Raw genomic sequence first — 12,932 nt, forward strand, 5'->3', positions numbered from 1 at the left:
CCTCGCGGGTGATGATGCCGTCGGGCCCGGACGGGACGATGGCCGCGAGGTCAACTCCCAGGTCCTTGGCGAGCTTTCGCACCGGCGGCTTGGCCAACGGACGCTCACCGACGGGCTCGGTGGGCGCGGCGGGCGCGGCGGGGGCAGCGAACGCGGCAGCCGTGCCGGAGCCGTTCAGCTCGGTCTGGACCGCCGCCGCGTAGTACGTGCCCGCAGCCTCGGCCTGCTCCTGCGCGGACTTGCGCGCGCGGCGCTTCGTCGAGGACTCGGCGACCCCATAGCCGACGAGCACGGGCTGACGGCCCTCGGGAGCGGCCTCCTCCTCGGGGGCGGCCTCGGGAGCGGCCACGGGTGCGGCCACGGGTGCTGCCTCCTGAGCCGGGGCGGCGGCGGCCTCCGCGGGCGCGGCAGGCGCGCCTGTGCCGGACACGTCCACCGCGATGATCACCTGGCCGACATCGACCGTCGTGCCCTCGGGGAAGCGCAGTTCGCTTACGACACCGTTGAACGGAATGGGCAGCTCGACGGCGGCCTTGGCCGTCTCGACCTCACACACCACCTGCCCGTCGGTGACCGTGTCACCGGGAGCGACGAACCACTTGAGGATCTCTGCCTCGGTGAGCCCCTCGCCCACGTCGGGCATCTTGAACTCGGCGAGCGCAGCACTTGTCATCGTCGTCACGACCCTCTCCCTCAGTACGCCAGCGAGCGGTCGACAGTGTCGAGCACCCGGTCGAGGCCCGGCAGATACTCCTCTTCCAACCGCGCCGGCGGATACGGCGCGTGGAAGCCGCCGACCCGCAGCACGGGAGCTTCGAGGTGGTAGAAGCACCGCTCGGTGATGCGCGCCGCGATCTCGGCGCCCGTGCCGAGGAAGACCGGGGCCTCGTGGACCACGACGAGCCGCCGTGTCTTCTCGACCGAGGTCTGCACCGCGTCGAAGTCCATCGGCGACATGGATCGCAGGTCCACGACCTCGAGGGACTTGCCCTCTTCGGCGGCGGCCGCGGCGGCCTCCAGACAGACCTTCACCATCGGGCCGTACGCGACGAGCGTCAGGTCCGTGCCCTCGCGGGCGACCCGGGCCTTGTGCAGCGGCGCCGGGATGGCGTCCGTGTCGACCTCGCCCTTGTCCCAGTAGCGCCGCTTCGGCTCGAAGAAGATCACCGGGTCGTCGCTCTGGATGGCCTGCTGCATCATCCAGTAGGCGTCGGAAGAGTTCGAGGGCGAGACCACCTTGAGGCCCGCCACGTGCGCGAACAGCGCCTCGGGCGACTCGCTGTGGTGCTCGACGGCGCCGATCCCGCCGCCGTACGGAATGCGGATGACGACCGGCATCTTGATCTTGCCGAGCGCACGGGCGTGCATCTTCGCGAGCTGCGTGACGATCTGGTCGTACGCCGGGAAGACGAAGCCGTCGAACTGGATCTCCACCACCGGGCGGTAACCCCGAAGCGCCAGGCCGATGGCCGTGCCGACGATGCCGGACTCGGCGAGCGGCGTGTCGATGACACGGTCCTCGCCGAAGTCCTTCTGCAGCCCGTCCGTCACACGGAAGACGCCGCCGAGCTTGCCGACGTCCTCGCCCATGATGAGGACCTTGGGGTCGGTGTCGAGCGCCTTACGCAGCGATTCGTTGATCGCTTTGGCAAGGGGAAGTTTCTGTACGCCCATGGTCACTTACCGCCTTCTTCAGCGAAGGACGCTTGGTAGGCGGCGAACTGCGCGCGCTCCTCGTCGACCAGCGCATGCCCGTCCGCATACGCGTTCTCGAAGATCGACATCAGATCCGGATCCGGCATCGCCCGCACCACCTCTCGCACTCGCTTTCCCAACGCTTCGCTCTCCGCCTCGAGTTCCGCGAAAAATCCCTCATCCGCGTGACCTTCGGCCTCAAGATAGGTCCGCAGGCGCAGGATCGGGTCCTTGGCCTCCCAGGCCTCGCGCTCGTCGTCGCTGCGGTACTTGGTCGGGTCGTCGGACGTGGTGTGCGCGCCCATGCGGTAGGTGAACGCCTCGATGAGCGCCGGGCCCTCGCCCGTACGCGCCCGCTCAAGGGCCCACTTGGTGACGGCGAGGACGGCGAGCACGTCGTTGCCGTCGACCCGCACGCCCGGGAAGCCGTAGCCCTGCGCGCGCTGGTAGAGCGGCACGCGGGTCTGCTTCTCGGTGGGCTCGGAGATCGCCCACTGGTTGTTCTGGCAGAAGAACACGACGGGAGCGTTGTAGACCGCGGAGAAGGTGAAGGCCTCGGCGACGTCGCCCTGGCTGGACGCACCGTCACCGAAGTACGCGATCACGGCCGAGTCCGCGCCGTCCTTGGCCACGCCCATCGCGTACCCGGTCGCGTGCAGCGTCTGCGAGCCGATGACGATCGTGTACAGGTGGAAGTTGTTGGTGTTCGGGTCCCAGCCGCCGTGGTTCACGCCGCGGAACATCCCGAGCAGATTGGTCGGGTCGACCCCGCGGCACCACGCGACGCCATGCTCGCGGTAGGTCGGGAAGACGTAGTCGTCCTCGCGCGTGGCACGGCCCGAGCCGATCTGGGCGGCCTCCTGGCCGAGCAGCGAGGCCCACAGGCCCAGCTCGCCCTGGCGCTGCAGGGAGGTGGCCTCGGCGTCGAAGCGGCGGGTGAGGACCATGTCGCGGTACAGGGCACGCATGTCGTCGGCGGTGATGTCCGCGACGTACGAGTCGTACTCGGCATTCTTGACCCGCTTGCCCTCGGGGGTCAGCAGCTGGACAAGCTGGGGTTCCGTGCTTTTCTTCGGCGCGGCCTTCTTGGCGCTGGCGCGCTTCCCGCCGCTCGTACTGCTGCGGCGCGGTGTGCGCGCGGCGGTGCTCTCCACGGTCACGTGTGCTCCTCCGTCGGTCCGGCCCCCGGGATTACCGGGTAAGCCAGTGCGGCTCGCCTGATCCGTGCCCGCGCACGGGGTGGGTGCGACTCGGCCGGGAACAGGCGTGACAGGTGCCCCGGCGAGCGCCCTGCACAATGCACGTTACCCAGTGCTTCCCAATTCTGTGAAACCCCATCTGACCTGCGAATTTGCTTGGATTTCCAAGTATCTGACTGCTTGGATTTCCGAGTAAATCCAGAAAGTCGGGAACAGTTCCTGGTCACAGCACTGATCACAGCCTGGCAGGGGGCCGGAACACCGGCACGTTATCCCGGCCACCCCGCGCACGGGAAGGGTTCAGCTCAGGCACTGCGAGAGATCGTGTGTGAGACTGACTCCGTGCGCGAAGACGGAAAAATTACGGTATTTCTCCTCGACGACCACGAAGTGGTGCGCCGTGGAGTCCATGAGCTGCTCTCCGTGGAGTCCGACATCGAGGTCGTCGGCGAAGCGGGAACGGCCGCAGATGCGCTGGTCAGGATCCCTGCGACACGACCGGACGTGGCCGTGCTCGACGTGCGGCTCCCGGACGGCAGCGGCGTCGAGGTGTGCCGCGAGATCCGTTCGCGGAACGAGGACATCAAATGCCTGATGCTCACCTCGTTCGCGGACGACGAGGCTCTCTTCGACGCGATCATGGCGGGCGCTTCCGGCTATGTCCTGAAGGCCATTCGCGGCAATGAACTGCTCTCCGCCGTACGTGACGTGGCAGCCGGAAAGTCCCTGCTCGACCCCGTCGCCACGGCCCGGGTCCTTGAGCGTCTGCGCGACGGAAACACCCCCAAGGGCGACGACCGTCTGTCGAACCTCACGGACCAGGAACGGAAGATCCTCGACCTGATCGGCGAGGGCCTGACCAACCGGGTGATCGGCGAACGGCTGCACCTCGCCGAAAAGACGATCAAGAATTACGTGTCCAGCCTGCTCTCCAAGCTCGGCATGGAGCGGCGCTCGCAGGCGGCCGCGTACGTGGCACGTATGCAGGCGGAGCAGCAGCACTGACACGGTGAAACGGGACTTACGTCCCCTTCCCTTAGAGGCGGGGTCCCCTTCCCCGGCCCCCCGCCGTTGCCAGAGGGTGGACGCATGCCCTCCGACGATCACGAACAGGACGAACGGCTCGCCTTCGAACTGCTCGGCCGCACCGACTACGGCCGGGTCGCGACCAGCATGCGCGCGCTCCCCTTTCTCGCCGCGGCCCGCCACGTCGTCATGGACGGGCGGATCCTGCTGCGCATGCACAAGGGATACGGCTACCACGAGGCCTGCATCGGCAGTGTCGTCGCCTACGGGGCGGACAACCTCAGCGCCGAGACCGCGCGCACCGGGCAGTGGACCGTGCAGTTCGTCGGCCTCTGCGAGTCCATAGAGCCGACCAACGACGAACTGGCACTCTTCGGCCCGGGCCCGCACTACGTGGACGGCGAGCTGTACGACCCGGTCTACATGCGCATAGAGCCGCAGCTGGCCACGGTGCACACCCTCCACGTCGGCCGGCAGCGGCAGCTTCAGCGCACCTTCTAGAACACGTACGAACGACGCACGCGCGCGTGGCGCCCTTTCGGGGCTCCACGCGCGCGTGCGTTTCCGTGTGCGTTTCGATGAACCAGCGGCTGCTCAGGCGCCGCCGTCGGCGCCCTCGACATCGCCGCCGTTCGTGCCGCCGTTCGTCACCGGCGGGTCCTCGGTGGTCGGGGTGCTGGGGTCGTCGGTCGGCGTCGTCGGCTCGTCCGTCGGCTCGGTGGGCTCGTCCGTCGGCTCCGTCGGGTCCTCCGACGGCTCGGTCTCCGTGGGCGACGTGGGAGTGGTCGGGCCGGTGGTGTTCGGCTGCTCCGGCGTGTAGCTGCCCTGACCGCCGGAGCCGTCACCGGGCAGCGTCTCGTCGTCCGAGGTGTCCTCTTCCGGGCTCTTGCTCGGCTTCTCCGACTCCGACTGCTTCGTCGGCGCCTTCGTCGGCGTTTCCTTGTCCTTCGTCTTGTCGCCGCCCGCCGTCAGCGCGTACGCGACACCCACGGCGATGGCGATGACCGCCAGCACCGCGAAGATCCACATCTTGCCCCGGCCGCCCCGGCCGTTCCCGTCGCGGTGACCGCCCTCGAAACCGCCGTCGTCGCCACCCGGCGGACGCAGCATGGCGCCCGGGATCTGCGCGGTGCCGGAGTCGCCGGGGTGCTGCATCGCGGTGGTGCCCGCGACGCCCATCGCCGGGGTGTTGCCGCCCGCGTGCATGCCCGCGATGTCGACGGGCCCGGTGTTCCAGGTCCCGGTGTGGCTGCCCTGCTCGTGCAGCATCTGCAGCCCGTACTGGACCAGACCGCGCATCTCCTCGGCGGTCTGGAACCGGTCGTCCGGGTCCTTGGCGAGCGAACGCATCACCAGGCCGTCCAGCTCCGGCGGCGCCGCGTCCGAGGTCTCGGACGGCGGCACGGGGATGTCCTGGACGTGCTGGTAGACCACGGACAGCGGCGTCTCACCGGTGAACGGGGGCCGCAGCGCGAGAAGTTCGTAGAGCAGACAGCCGGTCGCGTACAGGTCGGAACGGTGGTCGACGGCCTTGCCGAGCGCCTGCTCCGGGGAGAGGTACTGCGGCGTGCCCATGACCATGCCGGTCTGCGTCATCGTCGACTGCGCGCCGTGCAGCGCACGGGCGATGCCGAAGTCCATCACCTTCACCGCGCCGGTGTTGGTGATGATCACGTTCGCGGGCTTGATGTCGCGGTGCACGATGCCGTGCTGGTGCGAGTACGCGAGCGCCTCGAGCACCCCGGAGACGATGATCAGGGCCTGCTCGGGGCCCGGCGCCTCCGCGTTGAGCAGCAGATCGCGGATCGTCCGGCCCTCGACGATCTCCATCACGATGTACGGGACGACGCTCGGCCCGACGGCATCCTCGCCGGAGTCGTAGACCGCCACCACCGCATGGTGGTTGAGCCCCGCGACCGACTGGGCCTCGCGTGTGAAGCGGGCCTTGGAGACCGGGTCTTCCGCGAGGTCGGAGCGGAGCAGCTTGACGGCGACCGTACGACCCAGACGTACGTCCTCGGCCGCGAACACCTCCGCCATGCCGCCCCGGCCGAGTCTGTGGGTCAGCCGATAACGGCCGTCCCCGACAAGCCCGCCATTACCCCACAACTCCGGCGCGTCTGACATACCGCCGCCACTCGCCTCGGGGTCGGACGGGCCCTGAGCGCGCTGCGTCTGTGCCATCAGTCCTCGCCGTCGTTTCTGGTCGTGGTGCTTGGTGGTACTGGGGGATCCCCGCCGGGCCACGCTACAGCCTTCGCGCGCCACGCCGGTTCGAGGTGGACCGGACATCAAACCTGCCGGGTGCCCTCACGCGCAAACTTGTAACGCTTCCGAGACGCTTCTTGCGCGTACGGTCACGGAACGGGCATCGAGCTTGACGTGTCGGTGCCCTCGGGCAGACTTGGCCTGGAATAGCGGGAATCGATCACCGACCGCGGAGCCGTCCGGCACACCGCGCCGATGGGGGACGCACGACATGAGCAGCCAGGACGGCGCACAGGGACGGTATGCGGGGCGCTCGCTCGCCGGTGGCCGGTACCAGCTGCGCGATCTTCTGGGTGAAGGCGGCATGGCCTCCGTTCACCTCGCGTACGACTCCGTACTCGACCGTCAAGTCGCGATCAAGACGCTTCACAGCGAGCTCGGGCGCGAGCAGTCCTTCCGCGAGCGCTTCCGCCGCGAGGCCCAGTCGGTGGCCAAGCTCACGCACACGAACATCGTCTCGGTCTTCGACACCGGCGAGGACGAGCTTGACGGCGCGACGATGCCGTACATCGTCATGGAGTACGTGGAGGGCAAGCCGCTCGGCTCCGTGCTCGACGCTTCCGTCGCCCAGTTCGGCGCGATGCCGAGCGACCAGGCGCTGAAGATCACCGCCGATGTGCTCGCCGCTCTCGAGATCAGCCACGAGATGGGCCTGGTCCACCGCGACATCAAGCCCGGCAACGTGATGATGACGAAGCGCAACGTCGTCAAGGTCATGGACTTCGGCATCGCCCGCGCCATGCAGTCCGGCGTCACCTCCATGACGCAGACCGGCATGGTCGTCGGCACCCCCCAGTACCTCTCGCCGGAGCAGGCGCTCGGCCGCGGCGTGGACGCCCGGTCCGACCTCTACTCCGTCGGCATCATGCTGTTCCAGCTCACCACCGGCCGGCTGCCCTTCGAGGCGGACTCGCCGCTCGCCATCGCGTACGCGCACGTCCAGGAGGAGCCGGTCGCTCCGTCCTCGATCAACCGCTCGCTGCCGCCGGCGGTCGACGCGATCGTCGCCCGCGCGCTCAAGAAGAACCCGAACGAGCGTTTTCCGACCGCCGAGGCCATGCGCGACGAGTGCCTGCGCGTCGCCCAGTCCTTCCAGGCGGCAGCGCCGAGCATCGTGCCGGGCGCCCAGACGGCGAGCGGCGCGGGCGTCGGCTCCGCGGTCTTCCCGCCGGTCGACACCTCGATGCCGCAGGGCGGCAACGTCCAGACGCCGTACCAGCCGGGTCCGGGTACGTACGGCCCCGCCACGCCCGCCCCCGTGACCCCGGGCTACGGCTACCCGCAGCAGGGTGGCTACCAGACCCCGGCGCCCACGAACGCGTACGCCCCCCAGGCCTCGCAGACCCCGCCGCCGTACACGCTCTCGCCGCAGCCGGCGCAGACGACCGTGCACGGGCAGGGCGGCGGCTCCGGCTCGGGTGGCGGCAAGCGGAACATGCCGGTGATCGTCGGCTCGATCGTCGTCGCGCTGCTCGCCATCGGCGGCCTGATCACGGCGATGACGATGAGCGGTGACGACGACGGCGGCAAGGGCGGCAAGGAAGAGAAGGAGTCGAACGCGCCGGTCGCGGGGCATCGGGGTCCGGACCGGACGCAGACGATCGAGACCGAAGAGTGCACCGAGCCCGAGACCGCGTACAACGACGAGAACAAGATCAAGGTCCCTGACTTCACGTTCAAGGACTGGCGCTCCGTGCAGAAGTGCCTGCAGGCGGCGGGCTGGCAGTACGACAAGCGCACGATGGACGAGAACACCTACGGGGAGGACACGGTCATGCAGCAGTCCCCCAAGGAGGACTCCGACATCGACCCGGACGACGTGGACATCGAGTTCACCATCTCGACGGGCAACCCGGCCTGAGTCGCCGCAGCATCTGACGCGAAGGGCCCGGTCACGAGGTGACCGGGCCCTTCGCGTTTTCGGTACCTGGCGATTTCAGTACCTGGTGGCCGCTTAGAGGTAAGGCCCTCCGGACCGTCCCGCGATACCGCCGTCCTCTTCCTCGTCGCCGCCGCCCACACCGGGCGGCAGCGCGCGCCGCATCGATTCGAGCTGCGCCCGCGCCGCCATCTGCTGCGCGAAGAGAGCCGTCTGGATCCCGTGGAAGAGCCCCTCGAGCCAGCCCACCAACTGGGCCTGCGCGATGCGCAGCTCGGCGTCGCTGGGCACCCCGTCATCGGTGAAGGGCAGGGAGAGGCGCTCCAGTTCCTCGACGAGCTCGGGGGCGAGACCGTCCTCGAGCTCCTTGACCGAACTGGCGTGGATCTCCTTGAGCCGTACCCGGCTCGCCTCGTCGAGAGGTGCCGCCCGCACTTCCTCGAGGAGCTGCTTGATCATGCTGCCGATGCGCATGACCTTCGCCGGCTGTTCGACCATGTCCGTCACCGGGACCTCGCGGGATTCGTCGTCTCCGCCGCCGCCGAGCGCCATTCCGTCCTGTCCGACAACCAGGACCTGGGGGCTCTCCTGCGACCGTTCGTTCCTCGGCATCTCCATGCCGCCATTCTCTCGCACCCGTACATCACACATCGGTGGTGCCCCCATTTGCGACTGATCCACCGTCTACGAAGGGACCAGACGTGTCAGCCGCGCCGCAGCCGCACGGCGAAGAACCCGAGACCGAGGCCGATGAGGACCAGGCCGCTGCCGAGCGGCAGGACGCGGAGACCGGGTACGACGGGTTCGGCGGCGGTCCGCCGGGTGGTGGCGTCGGATGCGGTGGTCTTGGTGGCGGACTCTCTGTCGGCCTTCCTGTCGGCCTTCCTGTCCGCTTTCTTGTCAGGCTTCTTGGCGGGGGTCGGCTCCGGCCTTTCGGCCGGTACGGAGACCGAGGGGGACGGGGGCGGTGGCGGGGGCGGAGCCGGATCCGCGCGCCCCGGCCGGGCCCGGCCGTCGCCGGGGACGCTTCCGGCGCGGGTCTCGTTGGGGGAGGGCTCAGCGGCGTACGAGATCGAGAGGCTCATCGAGACGGGTGAGACGGCCAGGAGCACCGTCAGGACCAACAAGGGGCGAAGCCATGGAGTCATCGCGCTGACCCCCTCCCGCTAGCGGGTAGCCAAGATCAAGAGAGATCACTGAAGCTGCACCAAGCGTCACACAGTGACACAACTCCGGCATCTCGACCGTCTTGGCTACCCAGCGGCGGGCGGCACCCTTCCTGACGCCCTAGCGGACGAGCAGCACCTTCCCGATGTGCGAGCTCTCCTCCAGTACGCGATGGGCCGCCGCCGCGTCACTCATCGGCACCGTCCGGTCGACGATCGGGCGTACGTGGCCCGCGCCGATCAGCGGCCACACGTGCTCGCGCACCGCCGCGACGATCGACGCCTTCTCCTCGGCGGGACGGCCGCGCAGTGAGGTCGCGGTGACGGCGGCACGCTTGTTCAGGAGCGTGGCGATGTTCAACTCGCCCTTGACGCCGCCCTGCATACCGATGATCGCGAGGCGGCCGTTGGTCGCGAGGGACTGCACGTTCCGGTCCAGGTACTTGGCACCCATGTTGTCGAGGATGACGTCCGCGCCCGCGCCGTCCGTGGCGCGCTTGATCTCCTCGACGAAGTCCTGCTCGCGGTAGTTGATGAGGATGTCCGCGCCGAGCTCCCGGCAGAAGTCGAGCTTCACCTTGCTGCCCGCCGTGACCGCCACCGTCGCGCCGATGGCCTTCGCCAGCTGGATCGCCATGGTGCCGATGCCGCTGGAACCGCCGTGCACGAGGAACGTCTCACCGGGGCGGAGGTGGGAAATCATGAAGACGTTGGACCAGACCGTCGAGGTCACCTCGGGCAGCGCGGCCGCCGTCACGAGGTCGATGCCGTCGGGCACCGGCAGCAACTGGCCCACGGGGACGACGACCTGCTCGGCGTAGCCGCCGCCGGCGAGCAGCGCGCACACCTCGTCGCCGATCTTCCAGCCGGTGACGCCGGGGCCGATGTCGGTGACACGGCCCGCGCACTCGAGCCCCGGATAGGGGGACGAGCCGGGAGGCGGGTTGTAGAAGCCCTGGCGCTGGAGCAGATCGGCGCGGTTCACGGCGCTGGCCACGACGTCGACCAGCACCTCACCCTCGCCGGGTACGGGATCGGGGACCTCGGCCCATACGAGCGCTTCGGGTCCACCGGCTTCGGGGATCGTGATCGCATGCATGCGGGCGAGGCTACTCTCTGCGGATTCCGGCCGGTCCGACTAGGTGCGCAGACCTCCGCGCGGCGGATTCGACTTGGCGTCGGGCGCCATCGGTGACGTCGCCGTCGCCCGCACGATGGTGATCAGCCGGTCCATCAACTGCAGCTTCCCGACGGCAGGATCGTCGTATCCGAGCACCCGATGCCCGCGTACGACACTGACGACCAAGTCGTCCGTCTCCCGGACACCAAGACCCACCTCGGCCTTTATCACCGGCCGCTCGACAAGATCGAGCCCGCTGCCCTGCTGGATCAGATCCTCCATGACCATGCCCGCACTGGGGCTGAGCACGGAGAGGCCGAGCAGCCGTCCCGCCGCGCTGGCGCTGGTGATCACCGCGTCGGCACCGGACTGGCGAAGCAGCGGCGCGTTCTCCTCCTCGCGCACCGCGGCCACGATCTTCGCCCCGCGGTTCATCTGCCGGGCGGTCAGCGTGACCAGGACGGCGGTGTCGTCGCGCTGGGTCGCGATGATGATCTGCCGGGCGCGCTGCACCTCGGCACGGAGCAGTACATCGCTGCGCGTCGCGTCGCCGATGACGCCCGCGTAGCCCTCCGCCGTGGCGGCGTCGACGACCTTCGCGCTCGGGTCGACCACCACGATCTGCTCGGGCTTCAGACCGGTCGCGCAGACGGTCTGGATCGCGGAGCGGCCCTTCGTGCCGAAGCCGACGACGACGGTGTGTTCACGCAAGTTGGACCTCCAGCGGTTCAGACGCCATTCCTCGCGCGTACGTTCCGTGAGCACTTCAAGGGTGGTACCGACCAGGATGATCAGAAAGAGCACGCGCAGCGGCGTGATCAGGAGAATGTTGCAGAGCCGCGCGCTGTCGCTGTACGGGACGATGTCGCCGTAACCGGTGGTGGAGAGCGTGACGGTGGAGTAGTAGGCGGCGTCGAGGAAGTCGAGTCCGTCGTCCGAGTTGTCGTGATAGCCGTCGCGGTCGATCCAGACGATGAAGGTCGTCAGGGCGAGCACCGCGAGCGCCATCAGCAGCCGCTTGGCGACCTGCCGAAGGGGCCGCTCGACGATCTGGCGCGGCAGCTTGATCCGATGGGTGACGAGGTGTTCGTCGGGGTTGCGGGCGATCGCGTCGTGGCCGGGAAGTTTCACGTGAAACACTCCCCGGCTGCGTCTGTGCCGCCTGTGCCGTCTATGCCGTCTATGCCGTCCGTGCCGTCCGTGCCCACTCCCGTGACCGCATCCGACAAGGCCCACGGGAGGTCGAGGACCTCCAGCTCCTGGCCCTGTCGCCCGCCACCCGGCGGAACCACCGCGAGGCCGTCGGCCACCGCCATCCCACGCAGCATCGCCGGTCCGTTGTAGTGCAGCGGCACGGCGTGGTCGGCGCGGAGCATGACGGGGACGAGGCGGGTGTCGTGCGGGTGCCCGTGCACGTCCTCGCGCAGCACAGCGGTGTACGTCGACGGGGCTTGGCGCCCCGAGAGCGTGCGCAGCAGGGGCTCGGCCAGGGTCAGCAGGCCGGATACGGCGGCGAGCGGATTGCCGGGCAGGCCGACGAGGTGCTGGTCGGGGCGGATGCGGGCGAGCAGCATGGGGTGCCCGGGGCGCACCGCGACGCCGTCCACGAGGAGTTCGGCGCCGATGCGGCGCAGGATGGGGTGGACGTGGTCGACCGGCCCTGAGGCGGTGCCGCCGGTGGTGACGATCAGGTCGGCGGTGGAAGTGGTGATCGCCTGATGGAGCGCCTCGGCATCGTCACCGAGCCTGCGCACGGCGGTGACTTCCGCGCCGAGCGAGCGCAGCCAGGGCGGCAGCATGGGACCGAGCGCGTCACGGATGAGCCCCTCGTGGGGGAGCCCCGCGGTCAGCAACTCGTCGCCCAGGATCAGCACTTCGGCTCTCGGGCGGCGGATCACGGGCAGTTCGTCGTACCCCGCGGCCGCGGCGAGACCGAGCACCGCCGGGGTCACCAGGGTGCCGGGGGGCAGGAGTTGGTCGCCGGAGCGGCACTCCTGGCCACGCGGTCGGATGTCCTGCCCGTGCGTGACGTCACGCTGGGGGTGCAGCCGCCCCTTGTCGTCGGTGAGGCCGTGCTCGCTGCGGATGACCGCGGTCGCCTCCCGCGGAATCCGCGCCCCGGTCGCGATCCGCACGGCTTCCCCGTCGGAGAGCGGGTCCGGCCGCCCGTGCCCGGCGAGAATCCCGTCGGCCCGAACTTCCCACGGCCCGGGGCCGGCGACCACCCAGCCGTCCATCGCGGAGGTGTCGAAGGAGGGGAGGTCCGTGAGGGCGACAAGGGGCGCGGCGAGTACGAGACCGAGCGCTTGCCCCAGGGGGACGGTGACCGGCGCGGAGGCGGAGGGTACGGAGGCGGAGGGTACGGAGGCGGAGGGTACGGGCCGGGGGGCGCGGGCGGCGAGGGCGCGGGCGGCGGGCCAAGGGGTGATGTCGCGGTGCTTGGCTTGGGTGCTCTGGGTGCTCTGGGTGTTGGGGGTGTTGGGGACTGTGTGTGGGCTGGGGGTGGTGTGGCTGCTGGGGGCCGTGTTGCCGTTAGGGGCTGTGTGGCCGCTGGAGGCTCCGGGCCCGCTCGCGGCGGC

General features: G+C 69.4%; 12 protein-coding genes. 3 read left to right on the forward strand and 9 right to left on the reverse strand.

Annotated features, from left to right (window positions below; translation table 11 throughout):
• The 3 genes from ABD378_RS26025 to pdhA all read right to left on the reverse strand — a co-directional run.
• Positions 1-682, reverse strand: a 682-nt coding sequence (locus ABD378_RS26025; RefSeq protein WP_344524348.1) for a biotin/lipoyl-containing protein, incomplete at its 3' end; no start/stop codon positions are given.
• A gap of 11 nt (positions 683-693) precedes the next feature.
• Positions 694-1,674 carry an alpha-ketoacid dehydrogenase subunit beta gene (locus ABD378_RS26030; protein WP_344524350.1) on the reverse strand — a complete coding sequence of 327 codons (981 nt, stop codon included), beginning with the start codon at positions 1,672-1,674 and terminating at the stop codon, positions 694-696.
• 2 nt (positions 1,675-1,676) lie between these two features.
• Positions 1,677-2,855, reverse strand: a complete 1,179-nt coding sequence (gene pdhA / locus ABD378_RS26035; protein WP_344524352.1) for a pyruvate dehydrogenase (acetyl-transferring) E1 component subunit alpha — start codon at positions 2,853-2,855, stop codon at positions 1,677-1,679.
• Between the two features lie 381 nt (positions 2,856-3,236).
• Between pdhA and ABD378_RS26040 the strand changes: the two genes are divergently transcribed.
• Together ABD378_RS26040 and ABD378_RS26045 are read left to right on the forward strand one after the other, a co-directional pair.
• Positions 3,237-3,899 carry a response regulator gene (locus ABD378_RS26040; protein WP_344524354.1) on the forward strand — a complete coding sequence of 221 codons (663 nt, stop codon included), beginning with the start codon at positions 3,237-3,239 and terminating at the stop codon, positions 3,897-3,899.
• 84 nt (positions 3,900-3,983) lie between these two features.
• Positions 3,984-4,421: a pyridoxamine 5'-phosphate oxidase family protein gene (locus tag ABD378_RS26045; protein WP_344524356.1), complete on the forward strand. Its 438-nt coding sequence runs from the start codon at positions 3,984-3,986 to the stop codon at positions 4,419-4,421.
• Between the two features lie 93 nt (positions 4,422-4,514).
• Here ABD378_RS26045 and ABD378_RS26050 read toward each other — a convergent pair whose 3' ends face one another.
• Positions 4,515-6,104 (reverse strand): protein kinase domain-containing protein, encoded by a 1,590-nt coding sequence (locus ABD378_RS26050; RefSeq protein WP_344524358.1) that lies wholly within the window; start codon positions 6,102-6,104, stop codon positions 4,515-4,517.
• Positions 6,105-6,399: 295 nt separating this feature from the next.
• Here ABD378_RS26050 and ABD378_RS26055 point away from each other — a divergent pair, with 295 nt between their 5' ends.
• A complete protein-coding gene (locus ABD378_RS26055) occupies positions 6,400-8,049 on the forward strand; it encodes a protein kinase domain-containing protein (RefSeq protein ID WP_344524360.1) in 1,650 nt (549 codons plus the stop codon).
• Positions 8,050-8,142: 93 nt separating this feature from the next.
• Here the strand turns inward: ABD378_RS26055 and ABD378_RS26060 are convergent, their stop codons facing one another.
• The 5 genes from ABD378_RS26060 to ABD378_RS26080 all read right to left on the reverse strand — a co-directional run.
• Positions 8,143-8,685 (reverse strand): bacterial proteasome activator family protein, encoded by a 543-nt coding sequence (locus ABD378_RS26060; RefSeq protein ID WP_344524362.1) that lies wholly within the window; start codon positions 8,683-8,685, stop codon positions 8,143-8,145.
• A gap of 86 nt (positions 8,686-8,771) precedes the next feature.
• Positions 8,772-9,215, reverse strand: a complete 444-nt coding sequence (locus ABD378_RS26065; RefSeq protein ID WP_344524364.1) for a hypothetical protein — start codon at positions 9,213-9,215, stop codon at positions 8,772-8,774.
• Between the two features lie 139 nt (positions 9,216-9,354).
• Positions 9,355-10,332, reverse strand: coding sequence for an NAD(P)H-quinone oxidoreductase (locus tag ABD378_RS26070; RefSeq protein WP_344524366.1), 978 nt, complete (start codon positions 10,330-10,332; stop codon positions 9,355-9,357).
• 39 nt (positions 10,333-10,371) lie between these two features.
• A complete protein-coding gene (locus ABD378_RS26075) occupies positions 10,372-11,493 on the reverse strand; it encodes a potassium channel family protein (RefSeq protein ID WP_344524368.1) in 1,122 nt (373 codons plus the stop codon).
• On the reverse strand, positions 11,481-12,932 hold a 1,452-nt coding region (locus ABD378_RS26080; protein WP_344524370.1), incomplete at its 5' end, for a molybdopterin molybdotransferase MoeA. The genes ABD378_RS26080 and ABD378_RS26075, both read right to left, overlap by 13 nt.

The organism is Streptomyces rectiviolaceus, assembly GCF_039533825.1.
Lineage (GTDB): Bacteria > Actinomycetota > Actinomycetes > Streptomycetales > Streptomycetaceae > Streptomyces > Streptomyces rectiviolaceus.